Annotated in this window: 19 protein-coding genes and 2 pseudogenes; 12 read left to right on the top strand and 9 right to left on the bottom strand. The window is 48.8% G+C overall.

The features are described 5' to 3' along the window. Positions 1 to 40 precede the first annotated feature (40 nt). The 5 genes from gyrB to dnaA all read right to left on the bottom strand — a co-directional run bounded on the left by gyrB (position 41) and on the right by dnaA (position 6621). Positions 41 to 2002: a DNA topoisomerase (ATP-hydrolyzing) subunit B gene (gene gyrB, locus EKN00_RS08305; RefSeq protein WP_127849665.1), complete on the bottom strand. Its 1962-nt coding sequence runs from the start codon at positions 2000 to 2002 to the stop codon at positions 41 to 43. A gap of 75 nt (positions 2003 to 2077) precedes the next feature. Continuing rightward, positions 2078 to 3238: a DNA replication/repair protein RecF gene (gene recF / locus EKN00_RS08300; protein ID WP_127849664.1), complete on the bottom strand. Its 1161-nt coding sequence runs from the start codon at positions 3236 to 3238 to the stop codon at positions 2078 to 2080. Position 3239: 1 nt separating this feature from the next. Continuing rightward, positions 3240 to 3455: a S4 domain-containing protein YaaA gene (yaaA, locus tag EKN00_RS08295; protein WP_127849663.1), complete on the bottom strand. Its 216-nt coding sequence runs from the start codon at positions 3453 to 3455 to the stop codon at positions 3240 to 3242. 479 nt (positions 3456 to 3934) lie between these two features. Beyond that, the gene (gene dnaN / locus EKN00_RS08290) at positions 3935 to 5071 is read right to left on the bottom strand and encodes a DNA polymerase III subunit beta (protein WP_127849662.1); all 1137 of its coding nucleotides are present in this window, start codon (positions 5069 to 5071) and stop codon (positions 3935 to 3937) included. 203 nt (positions 5072 to 5274) lie between these two features. Further along, positions 5275 to 6621, bottom strand: a complete 1347-nt coding sequence (dnaA, locus tag EKN00_RS08285; RefSeq protein WP_164848081.1) for a chromosomal replication initiator protein DnaA — start codon at positions 6619 to 6621, stop codon at positions 5275 to 5277. Positions 6622 to 7434: 813 nt separating this feature from the next. Between dnaA and rpmH the strand changes: the two genes are divergently transcribed. The 10 genes and pseudogenes from rpmH to EKN00_RS08235 form a co-directional block, all read left to right on the top strand. After that, complete coding sequence (rpmH, locus tag EKN00_RS08280) at positions 7435 to 7575, top strand: 50S ribosomal protein L34 (protein ID WP_054679051.1); 141 nt, start codon at positions 7435 to 7437, stop codon at positions 7573 to 7575. A 228-nt stretch (positions 7576 to 7803) separates the two neighbouring features. Then, positions 7804 to 8184, top strand: coding sequence for a ribonuclease P protein component (gene rnpA / locus EKN00_RS08275; RefSeq protein WP_127849660.1), 381 nt, complete (start codon positions 7804 to 7806; stop codon positions 8182 to 8184). A 133-nt stretch (positions 8185 to 8317) separates the two neighbouring features. Further along, positions 8318 to 9109: a YidC/Oxa1 family membrane protein insertase gene (locus EKN00_RS08270; protein WP_164848080.1), complete on the top strand. Its 792-nt coding sequence runs from the start codon at positions 8318 to 8320 to the stop codon at positions 9107 to 9109. 293 nt (positions 9110 to 9402) lie between these two features. Beyond that, positions 9403 to 10179, top strand: a complete 777-nt coding sequence (gene jag, locus EKN00_RS08265; protein WP_127849658.1) for an RNA-binding cell elongation regulator Jag/EloR — start codon at positions 9403 to 9405, stop codon at positions 10177 to 10179. 141 nt (positions 10180 to 10320) lie between these two features. Continuing rightward, positions 10321 to 10770 carry a helix-turn-helix domain-containing protein gene (locus tag EKN00_RS08260; RefSeq protein ID WP_127849657.1) on the top strand — a complete coding sequence of 150 codons (450 nt, stop codon included), beginning with the start codon at positions 10321 to 10323 and terminating at the stop codon, positions 10768 to 10770. Between the two features lie 400 nt (positions 10771 to 11170). Further along, complete coding sequence (gene mnmE / locus EKN00_RS08255) at positions 11171 to 12553, top strand: tRNA uridine-5-carboxymethylaminomethyl(34) synthesis GTPase MnmE (protein ID WP_127849656.1); 1383 nt, start codon at positions 11171 to 11173, stop codon at positions 12551 to 12553. 1329 nt (positions 12554 to 13882) lie between these two features. After that, positions 13883 to 14653, top strand: a pseudogene (locus EKN00_RS08250) (IS5 family transposase). A 104-nt stretch (positions 14654 to 14757) separates the two neighbouring features. Then, complete coding sequence (locus EKN00_RS08245) at positions 14758 to 15810, top strand: ABC transporter permease (RefSeq protein ID WP_124974723.1); 1053 nt, start codon at positions 14758 to 14760, stop codon at positions 15808 to 15810. Positions 15811 to 15814: 4 nt separating this feature from the next. Further along, positions 15815 to 16495, top strand: a complete 681-nt coding sequence (locus EKN00_RS08240; protein ID WP_124974721.1) for an ABC transporter ATP-binding protein — start codon at positions 15815 to 15817, stop codon at positions 16493 to 16495. A gap of 114 nt (positions 16496 to 16609) precedes the next feature. Then, positions 16610 to 17233, top strand: a pseudogene (locus tag EKN00_RS08235) (IS30 family transposase); the annotation flags it as partial. Positions 17234 to 17481: 248 nt separating this feature from the next. Here the strand turns inward: EKN00_RS08235 and EKN00_RS10860 are convergent. From EKN00_RS10860 to EKN00_RS08220, 4 genes are all read right to left on the bottom strand, one after another. Continuing rightward, a complete protein-coding gene (locus EKN00_RS10860) occupies positions 17482 to 17622 on the bottom strand; it encodes a hypothetical protein (protein ID WP_164507541.1) in 141 nt (46 codons plus the stop codon). Between the two features lie 15 nt (positions 17623 to 17637). Further along, a complete protein-coding gene (locus EKN00_RS08230; RefSeq protein WP_124974719.1) occupies positions 17638 to 17886 on the bottom strand; it encodes a GlsB/YeaQ/YmgE family stress response membrane protein in 249 nt (82 codons plus the stop codon). Positions 17887 to 17995: 109 nt separating this feature from the next. Continuing rightward, positions 17996 to 18364: a large-conductance mechanosensitive channel protein MscL gene (gene mscL, locus EKN00_RS08225; RefSeq protein ID WP_124974717.1), complete on the bottom strand. Its 369-nt coding sequence runs from the start codon at positions 18362 to 18364 to the stop codon at positions 17996 to 17998. Between the two features lie 470 nt (positions 18365 to 18834). Next, a complete protein-coding gene (locus EKN00_RS08220; protein ID WP_125572534.1) occupies positions 18835 to 19206 on the bottom strand; it encodes a DUF1304 domain-containing protein in 372 nt (123 codons plus the stop codon). A 351-nt stretch (positions 19207 to 19557) separates the two neighbouring features. Between EKN00_RS08220 and EKN00_RS08215 the strand changes: the two genes are divergently transcribed. Both EKN00_RS08215 and EKN00_RS11165 read left to right on the top strand, forming a co-directional pair. Continuing rightward, entirely contained in the window at positions 19558 to 20391 is an 834-nt protein-coding gene (locus EKN00_RS08215) for an IS1380 family transposase (RefSeq protein WP_127849655.1), read from the top strand. Beyond that, positions 20381 to 20749 carry a transposase gene (locus EKN00_RS11165; RefSeq protein ID WP_421825682.1) on the top strand — a complete coding sequence of 123 codons (369 nt, stop codon included), beginning with the start codon at positions 20381 to 20383 and terminating at the stop codon, positions 20747 to 20749. Before EKN00_RS08215 ends, EKN00_RS11165 begins: the two co-directional genes overlap by 11 nt. The last annotated feature ends 489 nt before the right edge of the window (positions 20750 to 21238 follow it).

The following is a 21238-nucleotide window of genomic DNA, read 5'->3' as shown; positions in this document are numbered from 1 at the left end:
TTAGAGTTAAATTGCAGTTGCGGAGGCACTGCCGACCGGGTTAGGCGTCAATGTTCTTGGCGTCAACGTACACGGCGTTGTCTTCAATGAACTTGCGCCGTGGTTCAACCTTGTCCCCCATCAGCACTTCAAAAACCTTCTCGGCTTCTTCGGCATCTTCAGCGGAAACGCGGAGGAGTCGCCGGTTTTCTGGGTTCATGGTTGTGTCCCAAAGCTGCGAGGCATCCATTTCCCCAAGCCCTTTGTACCGCTGGATTTCCGGCTTTGGACTTGGTGGCAACTGCCCGAGCAGGTTTTCCAGCTCGGCGTCGGAATCGAGGTACTGCATCATCTTCCCCTGGCGTACCCGGTACAGTGGTGGCTGGGCGATGTAGACATAGCCCGCTTCCAGCAGTGGCCGTAAGTAGCGGTAAATCAGCGTGAGCAGCAGCGTGCGAATGTGCGCACCATCGACATCGGCATCGGTCATGATGATGAGCTTGTGGTAGCGTGCCTTCGCAACGTCGAATTCTTCACCAAAACCGGTCCCCATGGCAGTGAACAGCGTCCGAATTTCTTCGTTGGCCAAGATGCGTTCCATGCTGGCCTTTTCCACGTTCAGGATTTTACCCCGAATTGGCAGAATGGCTTGGGTCAAACGACTCCGGCCACTCTTCGCGGACCCACCAGCGGAGTCCCCTTCGACGATGAATAATTCGGAAATTGCTGGGTCCTTGCTGGAGTTGTCCGCAAGTTTGCCGGGCAGACTGGAGATTTCGAGACCGCTCTTGCGCCGGGTAACTTCACGCGCCCGTTTCGCCGCAAGCCGCGCCTTGGATGCGAGCATGGCCTTGTCAATGATGAGTTTGGCCGCCGATGGGTTCTCCATCAGGTACTTGTTGAAGTGCTCGGAGAACATGCGGTCCGTGACCGTCCGCGCGTCGGAGTTACCGAGCTTGGTCTTGGTCTGGCCCTCAAACTGTGGGTCTGGGTGCTTGATGGAAACAACTGCGGTCATCCCCTCACGCACATCATCCCCGGACAATGCGTCATCGTTAGGCTTGAGCGCCCCACTCTTGCGGGCATAGGCGTTAATCACCCGCGTCAGCGCGGTCTTAAAGCCGGCCTCGTGCGTTCCCCCTTCGTACGTGTGGATGTTGTTGGCAAACGTAAGCAGTTGGCTCGCGTACCCGTCCGTGTACTGCAGGGAAACTTCAACGGTGATGCCGTCCTGCTGTCCTTCAACGTAAACCGGTTCTGGCAGCAGCGTTTCTTTTCCTTTGTCGAGGTATTCAACGTAGTGGCGAATCCCGCCTTCATAGAAGAACTCGAGCTTTTCCGCGGTGTCCTTGCGCTTGTCGGTGAAGGTCAGGCGCAGGCCCTTGTTCAGAAAGGCCAGTTCGCGAATACGTGTGGTCAGGATTTTGTCATCGTAAACCGTGGTTTCGGTAAAAATGTCGGGATCTGGAACAAAGTGAACCTTGGTCCCATGCTTGAAGTCTGCTGGAGCCGGGCCGACCACGTACATCGGCTTGTCCACCTTGCCGCGCTTGAACGTAATGCGGTAGATTTTGTCATTCTTAGCGACTTCGACTTCCACGTGCGTGGACAGGGCGTTAACAACGGATGCCCCCACCCCGTGGAGCCCACCAGAAACCTTGTACCCGCCACCGCCGAATTTACCACCGGCATGCAAAATGGTGTACACAGTTTCAAGGGCTGGGCGTCCGGTTTTGGCCTGAATGTCAACGGGAATCCCGCGACCATTATCGGTGACCGTTACCGAGTTGTCGGGTTCAACCACGACGTCAATCGTTGAGGCAAATCCAGCAAGGGCTTCGTCAATCCCGTTATCAATGATTTCCCACACAAGGTGGTGCAGGCCCTGCACACCAGTTGACCCGATGTACATTCCGGGCCGCTTACGGACAGCTTCAAGTCCTTCGAGCACTTGAATCTGGCTGGCATCGTATTCCGCAGCCCGTTCGGCCTTGGTTTCTTTCTCAATATCAGCTTCCGCCACAGTTTTACCTCCTGTAGTTGCAAACAACTCACAACTTTTTTCAATGGTGCAAATCGCGCACCAGTTAATTACACGTTATTGATCCGGCTTGTCGCTCTTCTCGCGCAGCACCGCGTCGGCAGACAGCCGTGTTAGCTGCCCCGCATCGACGTGAAAAATCGCCGGATCATGAATTATTTCCCGGGCAATGCCATCCAGACTCGTGGTCGTCAGAAAGGTTTGCACCTTATCCTCGATTGCCTTCATCAGGTGCGTTTGGCGGTCATCATCAAGCTCCGACAACACGTCATCGAGCAATAACACTGGGTATTCGCCCGTTTCCTGCTTCATCAGGTCAATCTCGGCCAGTTTGACGGCCAGCGCGGTGGTGCGCTGCTGGCCCTGACTACCGAACGTGGCCACATCGCGGTCGTTGACGATGAACTGCACGTCGTCGCGGTGGGGCCCAATTAGTGAGGTTCCCTGTTCCAATTCCCGCTTCCGGTTTTTGGCGTACAGGTCCTGCAGGCGCGCAGTTGCCATGTCCGCATCCACGACGGCTTCGTCCTTGACCTGGCTAACATAGTGCAACTGCAATTGTTCGCCGCCGCGCGTAATGTCGCTGTGAATGACCTGCGCAAACTTGCCCATGTCCTGCAGCAACTTAGCCCGTGCCGCCACCACTAGGCCACCATAATGGGCAACCTGGTCCGTCAGCACGTCAAGAAACGTTTGGCTCTTCGCCTGGTGGAACTTCAATTGTTTGAGGTACGCATTGCGCTGCTTCAGCGCCTTCTTGTATAGCGACAGGTTGGCTAGGTACGCCGGACTCATTTGGCCGAACTCCATGTCGATGAACCGGCGCCGCAACGTGGGACTGCCCTTCACGAGATTCAAATCTTCGGGTGCAAACAAAATCACGTTGAGCTTACCCATGTACGCCGACAGTTTCGGCGCGTCGAGGTTGTTCACCTTCGCACGCTTACCCTGGGGGCTAATTACTAGTCGCAAGTCGGTATTGCCGCGTTTGCGACTAACCCGCCCGTCGATGCGGGCAAAATCGGCACCAAAGTTAATCAAATCCCGATCATTATTACTCCGGTGGCTGCGGGTGAGGGCAAGCACGTACACACTCTCGAGCAGATTGGTCTTTCCCTGCGCATTGCTACCAATTAGCACGTTAATCTGCGGGGAGAAATCGGTGCTGACGCGCGCATAATTCCGGTAGTTCCGCAGTTCCAAGTGTTTCAGGTACATATTATTCCTGAGCCAGGGTGAACTGATTCCCGTCGTTTAGAATAACTTTGTCGCCCGCCACAAGCTTCCGCCCGCGCCGGTTGTCCTCGACACCGTTAATTTCAACGCTGTTTTCGGCCAAGTACCACTTGGCTGCCCCGCCAGAATCAATCACGCCGGCTTCCTTCAGAAACTGGCCCAAAGTGATGTACGGCGTGGAAATTGTAATTGTCTGCATTCTATTCACCCCTGTCCGCTAGCAAATCCATCTGCAAGCCTCGCACTTTACCGAACTGCTTAATTGTCACGTGTTTTCATATGTATCAGCCGAAAACATTACATCTTCTATTATAGCGATTTTTGCCACAATTAACAACGAAATGGCGCGGCTTGGGGCCATATTTAATCTTTATGGGTAGCCCGTACCCCGAGACTAAAAAAGCGTAGAAAGCCACAGCGGCCGTTTTACGCCGTCATGCGCCAAAAAGGGCAAATTTTTACCCGTCCAGGCATGTTTTATTGGCTTTTGCCACGGCCACCAAAAATCGGCCACCTTTTTCATTAATCAAAAAAGGATTTTCATTGGCCAAATTCAGTCACTAATTCCCAATATTACGGGGCAAAAAAAGGTCCACACCCCGATTTGCGGAGTGTGGACCCTGGTTGCTTGTCTGATTTGATTAAATAACGCTGGACGTTATCTGAACGGAAGCAACCCTAGAACGTCCGAACTGGCGTGATCAACTGAATGTAGTGTTCCTTGTCTTCACTTGGGACCAAGGTGAACGGCCGTAGTGGTGCGGTGAAGGCAACCTCAATTGTACTTTGGCCAAGGCCCTGCAGTGCAACCTTCATGTAGTCAGGGTTAAACGAAATCTCAAGGTCGTCCCCTTCGAGTTTGTTGAAGCTAAGCTGTTCTTCAACATTCCCGATTTCTGGAGAGTTCCCAAACAGGGTGGCGCGGCCGGCGCCGACCTCGATGTTCAGCCGAACAACGTTGTTGCGGCCTTCGTGGCTAAGCAAGCTGGCCCGGTTGATGGCGGCGAGCAGTGCTGGTGCGGAGAATTCGATGCGCGTGTTGGACGTGGTGGGAATGAGCCGCGTCGTGTCCGGGTAATTACCATCAAGCAGCCGGGAGTAAAACGCCGTCTGGCCAATCGTGAAGAGTACCTGGTTGTCAGCAATGCGCAGTTCAACCTCGGCCACATCATCCGTGAGCATCCGGCCAAGTTCGGTCAAGCTGCGTCCAGGAATGATGAAGTCGGCATCCGTGTTGACACCTTCAAGGTCAATGCTGCGCTGCGCAAGGCGGTGAGAATCGGTAGCCACCGCAACCAGCGTGCCGTTTTGGATAGAAATGTGCACCCCTGTCAGGATTGGCCGACTTTCCTGAGTCGAAACCGCGATGACCGTTTGGCCAATAATCTGGTGGAAGATGTCTGCGTTCAACTTCAAGGACCGGTCGCTGCTGATTTCTGGCAATTGTGGATAAGTTGCGGCATCGAGTCCGTTGATGGTGAATTCGCTGGCACCACTCGTGATGGTCGCCTGCAGGTTTTCGCCAATGGCCACAGTCATGTTGTCCTCGGGCAGGCGCTTGACGATTTCACCAAAGAATCGTGCCGGCAAAATGATGGCACCAGGTTCTTCAACGGTTAGGGTGTTGTCTTCACTATCTTCAGGAATCATGGCTTCGATGGAAATATCGGCGTCGGATCCGGTCAGGGTTAGGCCAGCGGTGGTTGCAACCATCTTAAGACCGGTGAGTACGGGAATTGTGGTCTTTGAACTGATTGCCCGACTGACATCGCCGAACGTCTTGAGGAAGCTGGAGCGATTAATAGAGAATTTCATTGGTGGTGACCTCCAGGGTACATAGATATAGTAATTAAAAGAGAGTAACAGTAGTAGGGGCTGGGGAACCTGTGGAAAAGTCTGAATTGGCCCCGTGACACAGCCGAAATGCTTGTGGATTGTGTGTGCATAACTTTTAGGGGTTACTAACATTTGTCCACATGGGATTAAATCAGCGCCGCGCCTCAATTACGGGCGGGCGGTTACCCCCGATTCTTCAGCTTGTTTTTGAGCTCAATAATCGAGGCCTTCAAATCTTCATCTAGGTGCATTGCTTTTTCAATTTTGTCGACCGCGTGGATCACAGTTGTGTGGTCCTTGCCGCCAAACTCCCGCCCAATTTGAGGCAAGGAGCTATCGGTCAGTTCGCGGGCGAGGTACATGGCGATTTGCCGTGGCATCACGATTTGCTTGACGCGCTTGCGGCCCTTAATGTCGGTGACGGAAACCTGGTAGTACTTGGCGACCATTTCCTGAATCTCGGTAATCGTCAGCTGTGTGTTTTTACCGGAGATTTGGGTCTTTAACGCGTCGGCAGCGAGGCTGGTTGTAATCGGCGACTTGGTCGTTTCGGCAAAAATCTTGACGCGCAGCAGTGCCCCTTCAAGCTCCCGAACGTTACTATCGATTTGGCCCGCGATGTAGTGCAAGGTATCTTCCGGTGCATCGAGGCCCTCGTCGGTCGCTTTGTTGCGCAGGATTGCAATTCGCGTTTCGAGGTCAGGCGGCGTGATGTCAACGGACAAGCCCCACTTGAAGCGGGAGACCAACCGATCCTGCAACTTGGGGATCTCGTTGGGCAACCGGTCACTGGTCAGGACGATTTGTTTCTTATTGTTGAACAGCGCGTTGAACGTGTGGAAGAATTCTTCCTGCGTTCCTTCCTTGTCGCCGAAGAACTGAATATCATCGACCAGTAGCAGGTCCACGTTGCGGTACTCTTGGCGGAACTGCTCTTGCCGCTTGGTCTGGATGGACGCGATGAAATCATTGGTGAAGTCCTCGCCGGAGACGTACTTAACGTTTGCGTTCGGGTTGTTTTGCAACATATGGTGCCCAATTGCCTGCATCAAGTGCGTCTTACCCAGACCAACACCACCATATAGGAATAGCGGGTTGTACAGCGTACCGGGTTCGTCGGAAACGGCTAACGCGGCGGCGTGGGCCATCTGGTTACCCTTCCCGATAACGAAATCTTCAAAGGTGTACCGGCTGTTAAGGTGCGATTCAGTTTTGAAGGTTGGTGTGGGCACGGTTTGGCGTGCGGGTTCAGCATTGTCAGTTACGTTTGGTTCAGGGTCGTCGCTCTTAATAGTAATAACCGGGGACAGCTCCGTATCGTTGAAGGAGTATGCGGCTTCGACCACCTTTACGGCCAGGTTCTTCTGCCAGTATGTTTGGTGCAGTTGGTCTGGTACCTGGATTTCAAGTGTATCGGCGGTTAAACGGATGGGTTTTGCCGATTCAATCCACGTGGTGTAGGCCACGGAGGACATTGTTTCGCGGAAGTGATCGACTATGTAAGCCCATAATTCATCCATTCCTCTCAGCTCCTTAACGGGTATAAACGCGATACTTGCTCAGCAAATACCGCGTCATACGAAATTTTTGATTCAGGCCGACCGGGATGGCGACCATGACTTTTAAGCGCACCAAACTGCACAGAATCTGCACGGACCACGCAGCCTGTGAAGTTTGCTTTTTGTTTACGCCGCAAAATAAACGGTACCGGCGCAAAACTTACAAACTTGAGTTTAGCATTTGTTAAAAAAGTTTTCCACAGGCAAAGCCACTAAAAAAGAGGAGAAATAAACTATGCACATGTTTCACAAAGCCTAATTCAGAGAATTGACAGTGTTGTGGAAAAGATGTCCACAACTCGGTGATTTAGTGCGTAAAAAGCAGCTGGCTCCAAGGTTATGCACACGAGTGTGACAAAATTAAATCCCGGTGCATTGCTGTTTCACAAGGTTTTGCACAGGAATGTTCAAACGTGTGGATAGTTTATCCCCAATCCTGTGATTTATTTGGGGACCTGCGAATAACTCAGGTACAACCTGTTGGGGGTCAAAGCGCCATTTTGGTTATCCACACCCATTATCGACCGGGGCCGGTTTGCGCATCCGTTGATTTTGAACTTGTGGATAAATTCGATTAGCACCGAAAACTTCCTTGTATTTTCACCCGAAATTTCACCAAAAAAATTTTTTCAGCGGCACATTTTTACGCAATAAAACGAGATACTGCCCGCGGTTTCGGCGTTAGTGGTTGACGCGGAGGCAATTGACCAGTATAATCAAACTTTGTTTAAAGTGTTTGTAATCGAAATGAACATAAGAAGTTTAGAATGAGGAGGTGCAACAATGACCACCAAGCGTACTTTTCAACCTAAGAAGCGTCACCGTGAACGCGTTCACGGTTTCATGAAGCGCATGAGTACTAAGAACGGCCGCCGCGTATTGGCTCGTCGTCGCGCTAAGGGTCGCAAGGTTCTGGCTGCCTAATTGGCAATCAGCTGCGATTTTAAAGGGTGGGCCAGGACATTTGTCTTGGTCCACCCTTTTTTTCTGGTAATATTAGGCAGGATTAGTTGCTTTCTAATAGGATCAGGCATTACGGGAAAGAATCAATTAACATGAACCCCAGCTGCGCAAATCGGGCGTAGTGACAAGAACATAGATGTTACTGCAGGATAGCGCTTGCTGGGGTATACTTAGACGGAGGAAGAAACGGTGCGCAAATCTTACCGCATTAAACGTGAAGACGAATTCCAAGACGTATTCGACAACGGTCAATCCGTGGCGAACCGGAACTTCGTCGTATACCACATTGCCAGGCCAGAGGCGAAACACTTCCGCGTCGGCATTTCTGTGGGCAAGAAGATCGGCCACCGGGCTAACGTTCGCAACCGGATTAAACGGTACATTCGCCAGAGTTTGCTTGAACTTAAACCGCAAATTAATCCGCAAACTGACTTCCTAATTATCGCTCGTCGCGGTGCCAGCCAGCTCGACATGGCTGCCAGCAAGAAAAATCTTGCACACGCGTTGAAATTGGCTGGTATTTTGGCTGATGCACCGCAGAACGAAGATGGGCAACCAAAAGAAGGCTAGCCGCAACGTGTTTTGTTGCAGCTACGGCACTTTTGCCCAGCACAGCTCGACTATATTAATAGGCGAAAAATAATAACTAGTGAGGATATTATCCGTGAGTAAGCAAGCAAAACGTATTTTAACGGTTGGGGCAATGTTGCTAGTTGCCGTAACCCTGGCTGGATGTGGTACTAGTCCAGTTGATGTCCACAGCACCGGGATTTGGGATCGGTACGTCATTTACAACGCGGCACAATTCATCAAGTGGTTGTCTGCTCTGTTCGGTGGCAGCTACGGGATGGGGATTATCGCCTTTACCCTGATTATCCGGATTGTGATTTTCCCACTGTCTGCCATGTCCATGAAGAGCATGACCAAGCAGTCCGAAATCACCCCGCAACTGAAGGAAATCCAGCAAAAATACAAGTCCAAGGATCCTGAGACTCAAGAAAAGTTGATGAAGGAAACCCGGAAGCTATACGCCGACAACGGTGTGCGGCCGATGATGAGTATCCTGCCAATGCTGGTCCAGATGCCATTCCTGTTTGCCTTGTATCAGGCCATCTACCGGACCGAATCCCTGAAGGCGGGGACGTTCCTGTGGATGCAACTCGGTAATCCTGACCCCCTGTACATCACGATGATTCTGGCAGCGCTCTTCACCGGACTCACCAGCTACATGTCCATGTTGGCACAGCCAGTTCGTAACGGGATGAGTATGGCGATGACCATTGGGATGCCAATCTTCATCTTCATCATTGCCCTCAAGTTACCATCAGCTGTTACCATTTACTGGGTTGTCACCAACGCATTCTCCCTGGTTCAGCAATTGATTCTGCAAAACCCATTCAAGCTCCGCAAAGAACGTGAAGCAAAGGTTGCAGCAGAAAAGGCCCGCGAAAAGGCTCTGCGGAAAGCCAAGAAGCGTGCACTTAGCAAGCGGTAATTCTTCAGAATATAACGCAAAAGCAGTCGGCGAAAAACGCCGGCTGCTTTTTTGCTGATGTATACGCCGGTTGGGGAGTTGTTAATGCTGCGCCTGTACCATGCTAGCTACACCGTTCCGGCCGGTGTGGTCATTATCGGTGGCACATTATGCCGTTAATGTGCGCAATCCTTCGCCAGTGGCCTTTCACTTAGCACTGGGGGTGGTTGACTGGGGTTAAAGGTGTAAAATAAATACATTAACGGCTAAATTGCATTATTTGTGTTCGCTAACGGGCACAGAAAGGAAACACCATGCCAACATACGAAGGAAAAACGATTGAAGCAGCGATTGAAGCGGGATTGCAGGCGCTGCAACTAACACAAGATGACGTTCAAATTGACGTGGTGAACGATGCCAAGCGCGGGTTCTTGGGGTTTGGTTCCCGGTTAGCGAAGGTGACAATCACCCCCAAGGAGCAGCCAGTTACTGCGCCAGCTGCGGAACCGGCTGCAGCAGCTCCGGTTGCACCCGCGTCCGCGCAGACGAAGCAGGATCCAGCGCCAGCGGAAGCGGCGACGGACGAAGCCGCAGCTGAACTTGCCGAAAAAAAGCGGCGGGAGAAGCGGCAACAAATCAACAACGAAGCGCTGGCAGCGGTGCAGGAATACCTCGAACACAGCATTGCGGCCTTGGGCATCCAGGCAGCAGTGACGCAAAAGCATATTTCCGGTGGGGTAATGTTCCAAATTGATGCCGATAAAGACGCGTTACTCATTGGTAAGCACGGGAAGACGATTAACTCACTCCAATTCCTTGCTCAGACGCTCTTTAACCACCGTGGGCGCGCCAAGTGGACCATTATGCTCAATGTCGGTGATTACCGGCAGCGGCGCGATGAGAGCGTACGGCGGCTCGCACAAAAAACGGCGCGGGAAGTTTTGGCTAGCGGCAAGACCGTCTACCTCGACCCGATGCCATCGTTTGAGCGTAAAGCCATTCACCATGAATTGCAGGACAACCAGTACGCGACGACGCGCTCCGAGGGTGTGGAGCCACACCGGTACGTTGTGGTCGTGCCAAGAAGGTAGAATTAAGCCACGGAAAACTGTTGACCATCAGCGTCAGCGATTTTTCCGCGGCTTTTTTTGTTGATTCAGCGCATGACAAGATTCTGCGCGTGAGTTTTGGACTGTTCGTGGTTACAATGGGGCCAGAAAGAGGCGATTGTGATGGCGGTTGGGGAACAAATTAAGCAGTTACGCAGTGCGTCTGGCCTAAAGCAAAGCGAGCTGGCGGAACAATTGGTAGTTACGCGGGCGACAATTTCGAATTGGGAAACGGGGCGGTCTGAGCCCAGTTTGGTGGATATCGAAAGGCTCAGTGCTGTTATTAACGTTTTAACTGATTATTTGCTCCATGGTCAAACCGATGCGGACGTGGTTCGGGCAAAGAAACGCAGCTTTTGGCTTCGTCTTGACAACTACTTACGCTGGTTGCCTTGCACCTTGGGCCTGACGGGGACCGTCACGCTGTGGCTCATCGTGCTTACGCGGTATTCAAGCATCACCGCTGGCGGTTACGTCATGATCTTCACGCCGCTAATTGGCAGCTTAGCCCTCGTGATTCCGCTGCGGTTAGCGTTACGCACATGGCACATGGTCCCGCGAAAAAAGGTGTGAACACGAACTGGCCAACATGCTGCAGGATTCTGGGCACACGTACGATGCGCAATTTTCGGAAATGGCGCCCACTAGACAGGACATATTTTTATATATGCGCAGATTTAGTGGAAATGCGCCTATTTAAAAATATGTCGTGTATCAAATGGCCATGATTGTGGAATTATTCTGGGTGAAGCGATGCCCAGCCCGAACGACTTAAACTAGCGCGGTGCGGATTACCGGCTGTCAACGGCGAGGCTTGCCCTAGCTTGCTTACAGTTGTATAGTAGAAAACAGTTAAATACCGGATGAAGTAGTCAAAGTGCTGAGTCTTCCCTGAATTTACAGGGGAGGAGTGCACTTTTTTTGTGCGAAAAAATCCGGCGTTGGTGTTATTAAATAAATGGAGGTCGATTTCATGCCAAAATACGTTGCCGAAACCATTGCGGCCATTTCTACTCCCCCTGGTGAGGGGGCCATTTCAATTGTGCGCCTATCTGGGGATGACGCGGTTGAACTGGCAAACACGGTGTTCAAGGGCAAGGACCTGACCAAAGTACCCACCCACACGATTAATTACGGGCACATTGTGGATCCGCAGACTAAGCGGACCATCGATGAGGTCATGGTCAGCGTTATGCGGGCGCCGAAGACCTTCACGCGCGAAGACGTCGTGGAGATAAACACGCACGGGGGTATTGTGGCCACAAACCGCGTGCTCCAGTTGCTGATTGCGGCGGGCGCACGGCCAGCGGAGCCGGGCGAGTTCACCAAGCGGGCGTTCCTCAATGGCCGAATTGACCTTACCGAGGCGGAATCGGTCATGGATATTATTCGCGCCAAGACCGACCGCGCGGCGCAGGTGGCAGTGGACCAGCTTGGCGGTAATTTGCGCCAGCTCATCGGCAACTTGCGCCAGGACATCGTGAATGTTCTCGCCCAAGTGGAAGTGAATATCGACTACCCCGAATACGATACGGATCAGATGACGGTGCAGGCGATGGGCGATTGCGCCCGGGACGCCAGCAAGCGCATCGACGGCTTGCTGCAAACGGCTCAGGGCGGGAAAATCCTGCGTGAGGGTCTGGCCACCGCCATAGTTGGTCGGCCCAACGTGGGTAAGTCCAGCCTGCTTAACTACCTGCTGCATGAAGACAAGGCGATTGTGACGGATGTTGCCGGAACGACCCGTGACGTGCTGGAAGAATACGTCAACGTGCGTGGTGTGCCGTTGCGGCTGGTTGACACGGCCGGTATCCACGACACGAACGATAAGGTCGAAAAAATTGGGGTGGAGCGGTCACGCAAGGCCCTGACCGCGGCTGACCTGGTCTTGCTGGTGCTCGACGCCAGCGAGCCACTGACGGATGAAGACCGGGAGCTGCTCACCGAAACTAAGGCCAAGAAGCGAATCGTTGTGCTCAACAAGCAAGATCTAAAATCCGCCATTACGCCGAGTGAATTGGCGCAGTACGTGGAGCCGAGCGAGTTGATTAGCACGAGCATCCTGACCGCGATTGGTGTTGACGAGCTCGAAGGGCGCATCGCCAAGTTGTTCTTTGGCGGCATCGAAAATAGTCAAACGAACGTGGTTGTAACGAATGCCCGCCAGATTGGGCTGCTGCGGCAGGCGCAGACGAGCTTGCAGGCGGTGCTTGACGGAATTGATGCGGGGATGCCCGTGGACTTAATCCAAATTGACCTCACCGGCGCGTGGGACAAGCTTGGTGAAATCACCGGCGAAGCTGCACCAGATGAACTAATCACCACCCTCTTCACACAGTTCTGCGTGGGCAAGTAGTCACGCAGAAGGTGCCAGTTGGTTATTATTCGTTCTGGTTACTACTGGGATTATCTATTTCCCGGGAAATAAACGTCTCAAACGAATGAAATTTAGAATCGCGGTGTAAACCGCCCTTTAGGACACTTTGCTAAATCAATATTATATAATGTGCTGATGGAATGTGCCACAAACGTGCCACCCCACGAAAAAAGAGAAGCGTTGTTGGCTTCTTTTTTTAACTAGCAAAACGTTATACTGAGTTCAGGCTTCTTGTAACTCCGATTTTAACTTGAAGTGCAAAAGCTTATAGACTAGACCAAAAAGGTCATGATGACTCCTTTCTTATAAGCACCTTATGCATATAAGAAAGGAGCCATCATGGCCCACTCTCAGATTAGCACGACAGGACAACATCAATAACTCAGTTTAGACGAACGGGGGAAGCTTCAAGCACTCCATCAAGCTGCTTTCGTCATCGCTCAAACCGCCGAGCAGATTTATCGCAACAAGTTTACAGTTAGCAGTGAACTCAGGCGTGGCAATACCGAACAGATCCGTGGTGCTGGCAGACACTACCAGCGTTACTTTGCCGAAACCGGTGTTGCCGTATACGAGAAGAACCGTGCTGTGTGTTGTCCAGGCACACACTTAGAGCAGTGCTCAGAATCCTACGCAGAGCTTATGGTGGTGCTCATAGTGTCTCCTCGAATCCGCAGCGTTGGTAGCTTTGTGCACAGATATAAGCGGGTACATTCAGAACTGCCATGCCGGGTTAGCGCGACATCGACAAGAGCCTATTAGAGGTGCTTAACGGTGATCTACCGATGAAGCCACCCATCATTTTCCAAAATTAGGATGGAGCCAAACCTTTCGGATGCTTTGCGGCATTTTTGTATACGCTATCCGTAACATGGCTACTCTTTGTGAATTAAATTTCGTGGCAAACAAGCTTCCAGTTCTTTATCCTTTGCGAATGTCTATAGTTTTGATTTTTTGAAGCAGGTCCTTAAATTGTTAGATGGCCGCAAGCGTGTTTGGTTTGCGGCTTTCAATCGATGCCGTTCAAGTCGTGGGTGCTGTTGCGCCTTTTGGACTTATACTGAATAACCAGTTTTTCAGTCGAACACATGGAGCGTCTGTTTTTAGGTTACGTTTGAACACATTGTTATACAAGTGGAATAAACGGTGGAAGTTTGGTATGATTAAACTGTGTAACCGTAATCAAAGCCACATCAAGTTAACAATATAAATTAAGATGTGTCTTCAAACTCAAAAATATTCGCGAATTGCCTACTAGTTGTACGAAACGGCCTGAATCTGATATGTTGGAGTAAAGGGCTGATTGTGATGCTTACTCATCGCTATGAGATCGCTGATGAGCAATGGACCCAGATCGAGTCATTATTTCCACCATAAAGTACAGGTCGTCCAATATTACGAGATAATCGGACCATGTTAAATGCGATTCTGTGGATCAATCGGACTGGTGCGCCTTGGCGTGATTTACCTGCACGATTTGGACCATGAAAGTCGGTTTATACACGGCTTTCCCGCTGGGGCCGCGATGGTGTATTGGAATGTATCTTCCGCGCGCTTCGCTAGGACGCGGATATGGAATACCTGCATATTGATTCGACGGCTGTTATTGCGCATCAGCATAGTGCCGGTGCTAAACAAAGCGGTCCTAAACTTGAAAGCAATAATATTGGTTGTTCCGTTGGTGGTAATTCAACTAAGATACATGCGCTGGTCGATGCATTGGGAAACCCGGTTAAATTTATGTTAACAGAAGGCAATCGTCATGACGGTCCCGTAGCGCTTGAATTATTGAAAACCATTCAGTTGACTGGGGTTAATGTCGTTGCCGATAAAGCATACGGTGGTAAAGCAATTCGAGAATTCATCACGAGCCAAGGCGGAAAGTATACAATCCCACCAAAAGAGAATAATCGAGAACCATGGTCAGTAGACTGGTGGATATATAAAGAAAGACATTCAATTGAGTGTTTCTTTAATCGGCTTAAACATGTTAGACGGGTAGCTACTTGCTACGATAAGACGTCATATGTGTTCCGAACATTTGTTTACGCTGCGTCAATAGTGTTAATGACTAGATAGTTTGAAGACACATCCTAGAAAAATCATTTTGTAATCTCATCATAATATCATGTATGCTTGTGTATAGTAAGTTTGTTGAACTTCAACAAATACAGGAGGAACAAATGTTTTTAGCAATTAGAGAGATTAAAAAAGAAAAACTACGGTACGGCTTGATTCTAACAGTCGTCGTCTTAATCAGTTATTTGATTTTCATTTTAAGTGCCCTGGCGCTCGGGCTGGCAACAGCTAACACCGCAGCGGTGGACAGCTGGCAGTCTAAGTCGTTTGTAATGACCAAAGACGCTAATGGTAATGCCGGACAGTCATTACTGACAACGAAACAGGTTGATCAGTTAAGCGACGACAAAACCGCAACACTTGGCATTACACCAGTTAATATGAAAATTGGCGGAAAACGTGAATCCGCACAATTCGTTGGGATGAATAACGACGAGTACATCGCTAAAAACCTACAATTAACCAAGGGGAACTTGCCAAAGGCAGCTAACGAAGTCGTCCTCGCTGACTCAGTTGATAAGGATATTTACGGTATGGGGGATAAAATTTCGATTGGGTTATCTGATACGAAATATAAAATCGTGGGTTATGCGAAAAATGCCACGTATAACACCGCACCTGTTATTTATGGCGAGTTAGCGCAATGGCGTATCATTAAGGGCGTGTCAGATCAATTCCAGGGTAGCGTCGTTGCTTCAAAAACGTCACAATCGGTCGATGATAAAGCATTAAAGACTTATTCATACCAAGCCTTTATCAATAAATTGCCAGGTTATACACCGCAAAAAGCGACGTTTGGTCTCATGATTGGATTCCTGATTGTCATTTCATTGATTGTGATTACCATCTTCCTCTACATTCTAACGGTTCAAAAATTGCCTAACTTGGCAGTTTTGCGTGCACAAGGCATTCCAAATCTTTTTTTGGCCCAAAATACGTTATTTGAGACGTTCTTTATCATGGCAACTGGTATCGTCGTTGGTGCCGTACTATCGGCATTAACTGAATTTGGGATTCCAGATAGCGTACCAATGGCATTTGATTGGGGATTGATGGTACTCATTGCGGTCGGATTGATGGTAACCGGGTTACTGGGTGCAATCATTCCGATTCGTGTGATTAGTAAGATTGATCCGGTATCAGTAATTGGAGGTTAAAAAGATGCGTGAAGAAAAACTAGCCCTTGAACACGTGACGAAACAATTTGGTCAGAAAACCAATTTAGTTACGGCACTAGAAGACGTCAGTTTAGCGTTTAAAGCTGGTGAGGTGTCGCTTATCATTGGGCCTTCAGGATCTGGTAAAAGTACCTTGCTAACCATTTTAGGCGGGTTACAAACACCAACAGACGGCTCAGTTCGTTTGAATGGCCACGATATCAGTGATTTGAGTACCAAAGAAGCCGAAAAAAGACGACTTGAACAAATCGGTTTCGTCTTGCAGGCGTACAATCTTGTGCCATATTTAACCGTAGCAGACCAATTCAAACTTGTTGACCAGGTAAAGCCTAACAATAACCTCAGTCAAGATGGATTTGACAAAATTATTGAAACGCTAGGCATTCAAAAATTATTAAACAAATACCCTGGCGAATTGTCTGGCGGTCAACAACAGCGCGTTGCAATTGCCCGTGCGTTTTATACAGACCCGGCGATCATCCTAGCCGATGAACCTACGGCAGCCTTAGATACGGCACGTGTCAAAGAAGTTGGCCAACTTTTTGCCAATATTGCGCATGACGAGGAAAAAGCAGTCGTCATCGTCACGCACGATGATCGTCTGCGAGAGTTTTCTGATAATGTCTACAAAATTGTCGACGGAAAACTATCTAATACGGACTGATTAACACACTTGCTCTTATGATGAGATTTCGGACTAGTTTTTCTCGTTTGCTAAAATATCATCATAAGGGCAATAGATATTTAGTTATGTTTTTGTCGAGCTTGCATTTGTGATAGTCCGCTTGTAGCAAGGGTTGACGCAGGTCTGCTCCCAATCACCAACCTAGATTTACCCGTCAAGTTACGGCGTCGCATCAAGCGACCAGGATTGCGCCACGCTCGCACTAACAAGCATAAGCTCGGTGAGTCGATTGAGAATCGGCCAAAGGCCGTTGACGACCGTCTAGGAGTCGGCCACTGGGAGGGCGACCTGGTCAAGGGAAAGCGAGTTGAAAGTGACCCAGCACTGATGACGTTGACAGAGCGGTACTCCCGTACTGAGATAATCGTTAAGCTACCTGACTACCACGCTGAGACCTGCCGTCGGGCGCTTCAGGAGACAATCGATTCTTATGGGGCCAGGGAGTTAGATACCATTACGTTCGACAATGGTTCAGAGTTCTCGGCTTTGGCTCGCGTGACTGGCACGAAGATTTACTTTGATCATCCGTACTCACCCTGGGAGCGTGGATCAAATGAGAATGCTAATTGCCTTCTACGTGAGTATTTCCCAAAAGGAAAGTCATTCAAGAACGTAACCCTTGATGAGATCCAGCCAGCACAGTCGGCGTTGAATCATCGCCCAAGGCGCTCACTGGGCTGGTTTCGTCCTTGCGACTATTACCCCAATATGGCATAAGCTATACCACTAACAAGAATTGGTTATAAAGTGTTGCACTTGATTTGACAATTGAGGGAGTAAAAAAACTCGGCATGCCAATTGACATGCCGAGCTGGGGTTAATTTCGATGCATCTTAAACCACGATACCCTTTTCCGTGTGTAGCATCAAGTCTTCTCGTACCTCAACCGTACCGTATCCTGCTGAAAGTTACGCTTTCAGCAGGATTTTGCGAACGTGTGTCTATCACAGACGGCCCGTATATCATTAGTCATGAATCGAATCCTGCAATTTATCCCCAGCCTTATCTATTTCCTTGGCTGCCAAAATTGTACCAGCTACCAGAGCTCCTCCAACCAGCAAAGTGCTGGCTACCATAAATGTAAAAATTGATTTTAAAGCATCCATGCATATGACCTCCAATCAATCTTTAGATCTACCAACAAAGAATGATACAACCGCTACGACAATCACTGCGCCAACTATCGATGGAATCATTGCCATACCAGCAAGTTTAGGACCCCAATGGCCGAGTAGTGCTTCACCAATAGATGATCCGATGAGCCCAGCAATAATATTTGCAATCCAACCCATCGATTTTCCTTTGCTTGTAATAGCGCCAGCAATAGCACCGATTATTGCGCCAACAATTAGTGACCAAATGAAGTGCATGTAAATCCCTCCCATTAAATATATTCTTTGTTAATAATTGTAAGTATACAGGAGTTAAGGCCAAAAAGAAAGCCGAAGATATCTATTCCCTCTTACTACTTACGATAGCTCATTGTGAATTGCGCAGTAAATCGCGAATCTGTGTAAGTAAGAGTTCTTCCTTCGAAACAACAGGAGCATCAGGTTTTTTAGACGGCATAATACGATTAACCGTCTTGACAATAATAAAGACTACAAAAGCAGTGATCAAGAAGTTAATGACGTCGTTAAGAAAGCTGCCATACGTAAATTTTGCGTTCAAAATTGTAAAATATAGCTTACTTAAATCAGCCTTACCTACAAACATAGAAATAATTGGGTTGATCAAGTTTTTGGTCAGGGAAGTTACAACAGCGGTGAACGCACCGCCAATAATGACACCTACAGCAAGATCTAGAACGTTGCCACGCATAATGAAGTCTCTAAATTCTTTAATCATTTTGAATGCCTCCAAATTTTATGTTACGAAAAGAAGTATAGCAGAGTGGGGACGTTCTGAAAATTAAAAACAGCGCCTCATAATGAATTGGCTGGCGTCTGCCTAGCTATTTAGATAATCACCTAGGTTTGAAAATCAGTGCAAATCAGTGACAAGCCCAAAACTAGAAATGCTTTTATACCGATATTTTGAGCACCCGTGGCACTCAATAATAACTCATTCTAGAGGCGAGGCCCATATAACTTGCACGTCATGAAAGACCACAGAGTAGTCACGTGTACCAACCATGTGCATACCAATTAGTACACCCTAGTCCCTATATGGGGCTTATTTTTTTGCAATCAAAAAGCCCGCCGGATGGCAGGCCAATAATACTTTCAATAGCTTATCCTCATCAGAATTAACTGGCATATCTAACGATTCTTACCGTTTCTCTAGGAGCCAAAGTTTATCTTACTATGAGGAGCACATCAGTGTACAAATATAAGCATAAAAAGCGCTACGATTGCGGGACTACCCTGTGTAAATATGATTTTCTTGTTAGCTGTCAGTGATCCAAAAGCGGCAGCAAGCACGACAAAACCCACGAATAAAATCTGAACGTGGTAGGAGGCACCACCACTGAGCCAATATCGAGCATATAACAAGCCTACACCGATAAATCCATTATATAGTCCTTGGTTTGCCATCGATGATTTGGCTTCTTTGGTGGCAAGATATCCTTTTGACAAGTCAAAAGCCTTACGGGCCATTTTTGTTTGGGTGCCAAACATCTCGAGAAGCATTATCAGCAATGCCTCAACGGCGACTAGTAGCACGAACATATCCTTTACAAATAGCATTACCTATTCCCCCTAAAGAAATTCATTAAAATTTAAAATTTATACGATAAAGCATAGTATAACAGACTTCGGAGCGGGAGAACATTTAGCCTGGATTATTCTTAAACACGACAAAATACAGCGCAACCTCATGACTGGCATGAAGTTGCGCTGCTTTGTGTTTTTCACCCACTGGGTGCGGTCTTGTGATATTGTAGAGTCGCTGAAAACCAACAATATGAAGGCCATAACACAATGCTTAGACTACGCGCAACTTCACTTCAATGCAATCCTCATTTATCTGTTATCAACGACGCCGGACAATTATCCAATGATGCTGGAATGATACTACCAATTTAATTTACCAATCGGATCCACCTCAAAAACTTGATTCGTAATACGATTTTCTTTAATGATGAGCGAAAATTTGCCAAGATCTCTTTCGTATATCTATTTGAATTTACGCTTATGCTCCGGATTGCCGGTTATTGCACTGACTCTGCGGCAAATACTTGGCGTCAGGATCCTGCTATTAGGATTGCTTTAGGTGAGTATGGTGTGGCCTCTCAAGCTTCTATTTCACGTTTCATCGCAAGCCTGACTCAAGATAATCTGGTTGAAACCCAAAACCTGTTACTGAAACTGGCTGATGTGGTCCTTAAAGATCCTTCACGCACTGAAATGATCCTTGATATCGACTCCACACACTCGGATACCTTCGGCCATCAAGAACACGCAACCTATAATGGTCATTATTCAGCTAATGGCTATCACCCTCTGCTGGTTTTTGATGATGCCACCGGGCTTTTACTAGGTGCGCAGTTGCGCCCGGGTAACGTCTATACCAGTAGCGATGCTGATACGTTCATCGCCCCGATCCTTGATCATCTTAAAGCCTTACGCCCTGATATGAACATCACAGTCCGCGGTGATTCAGGCTTTGCCAAGCCAGAGTTTTATGCAGCCTGTGCCAAGCGCAGTGTTAAATTTATTGTCCGGCTGAAGAAGAATAACCGCATTAACGAACTCACCACAACGGCAACTCAAGCCACTGAGATGACGACTGATTTTCAAAGTGAAGACCACGAACTGGACTATCAAGTTAAAACTTGGGCGGATAATTATCGCGTGATCGTGCATTCTGAAAGTAAGGCTGAGTCTTTTCTTTGGGACGATCATACTTTATTGGTCTTTATTGGTCACTAATGATACGAAGATTCCGTGTGAAACATTGATCACCCGCTATCGTCAACGCGGAAGAGTCGAAGATCTGATCAAAGAATTGAAAGCCGGTTTTGCTTTCGACAAGACTGACAGTCACTCGTTTACGATGAACGCTGCTAGGGCCTTGATCAGTGCTGTTGCTTACAACATCGTTCAACTATTCAAACTCATTTTGATACCTTTTGACGCACGAAAGACAATCGCAACCTTGCGCTTTGAATTGCTCCATGTTACGGGTAAGATCACGCATCATGCGCACCGAATCGTCCTACATTTAGCTTCAAGCCAAGTTTTTAGTGGCTTTATAGGCAATGTGTTGAACGATATTTTGCAAATGTGACCAAAGCAACTAAATGGTCGGGCCTGGCCGAAGTGTTGAAATACGTTCGGTCTATTTGGCGACGCCGACTCTGAATAAGTTGGCCAAAATCAAGGTGTATTGATTCGGCATGGCGAAGTTAGTGTCGCTATTGAGCCTATGGTTGTATTTCACAAACCTATGAATAAATCAGGTTCATGTTAAGATCCTGTTACAGTTCAACTTTCAGTTTCAAAATACGTCCTACAAACAGTCTGTATATGTTGAGAGCGAAAGTTCTCACAGACCTTCCGGAAGGGTATTGCAACGCATCGCCGCCGTGCGCGGCGTGCAGCGCGAAAGCCGCTAGCGCGAGCGGCGGCGGTCGGCGTTAGCCGGCCGCCTCAAGCCCCCAGTATCTAATAGGGGGGCAAATACAAGTAACAAGAAATCCGACGGTAGGCATAAAGCGCCTGTGGCACGGCCTTACCGTATAGGTAAAACGCCGAATTGCTGTTAGGACGCTTGGAA

Source organism: Lacticaseibacillus hulanensis (assembly GCF_004010095.1).
Lineage (GTDB): Bacteria > Bacillota > Bacilli > Lactobacillales > Lactobacillaceae > Lacticaseibacillus > Lacticaseibacillus hulanensis.
Note: the sequence above shows the minus strand (reverse complement) of the source record. Positions and strands in the feature narration are given on the sequence as shown.

Bases quoted from the DNA above. Each gene is read 5' to 3' on its own strand.
- EKN00_RS08240 (WP_124974721.1), top strand. From the start codon at position 15,815: ATGCGTGAAGAAAAACTAGCCCTTGAACACGTGACGAAACAATTTGGT.
- dnaN (WP_127849662.1), bottom strand. From the start codon at position 5,071: ATGAAATTCTCTATTAATCGCTCCAGCTTCCTCAAGACGTTCGGCGAT.
- jag (WP_127849658.1), top strand. From the start codon at position 9,403: ATGCCAACATACGAAGGAAAAACGATTGAAGCAGCGATTGAAGCGGGA.
- EKN00_RS08230 (WP_124974719.1), bottom strand. From the start codon at position 17,886: ATGCACTTCATTTGGTCACTAATTGTTGGCGCAATAATCGGTGCTATT.
- mnmE (WP_127849656.1), top strand. From the start codon at position 11,171: ATGCCAAAATACGTTGCCGAAACCATTGCGGCCATTTCTACTCCCCCT.
- mscL (WP_124974717.1), bottom strand. From the start codon at position 18,364: ATGATTAAAGAATTTAGAGACTTCATTATGCGTGGCAACGTTCTAGAT.
- EKN00_RS08270 (WP_164848080.1), top strand. From the start codon at position 8,318: ATGTTGCTAGTTGCCGTAACCCTGGCTGGATGTGGTACTAGTCCAGTT.
- EKN00_RS08260 (WP_127849657.1), top strand. From the start codon at position 10,321: ATGGCGGTTGGGGAACAAATTAAGCAGTTACGCAGTGCGTCTGGCCTA.
- EKN00_RS08245 (WP_124974723.1), top strand. From the start codon at position 14,758: ATGTTTTTAGCAATTAGAGAGATTAAAAAAGAAAAACTACGGTACGGC.
- EKN00_RS08220 (WP_125572534.1), bottom strand. From the start codon at position 19,206: ATGCTATTTGTAAAGGATATGTTCGTGCTACTAGTCGCCGTTGAGGCA.
- rpmH (WP_054679051.1), top strand. From the start codon at position 7,435: ATGACCACCAAGCGTACTTTTCAACCTAAGAAGCGTCACCGTGAACGC.
- yaaA (WP_127849663.1), bottom strand. From the start codon at position 3,455: ATGCAGACAATTACAATTTCCACGCCGTACATCACTTTGGGCCAGTTT.
- EKN00_RS10860 (WP_164507541.1), bottom strand. From the start codon at position 17,622: ATGGATGCTTTAAAATCAATTTTTACATTTATGGTAGCCAGCACTTTG.
- recF (WP_127849664.1), bottom strand. From the start codon at position 3,238: ATGTACCTGAAACACTTGGAACTGCGGAACTACCGGAATTATGCGCGC.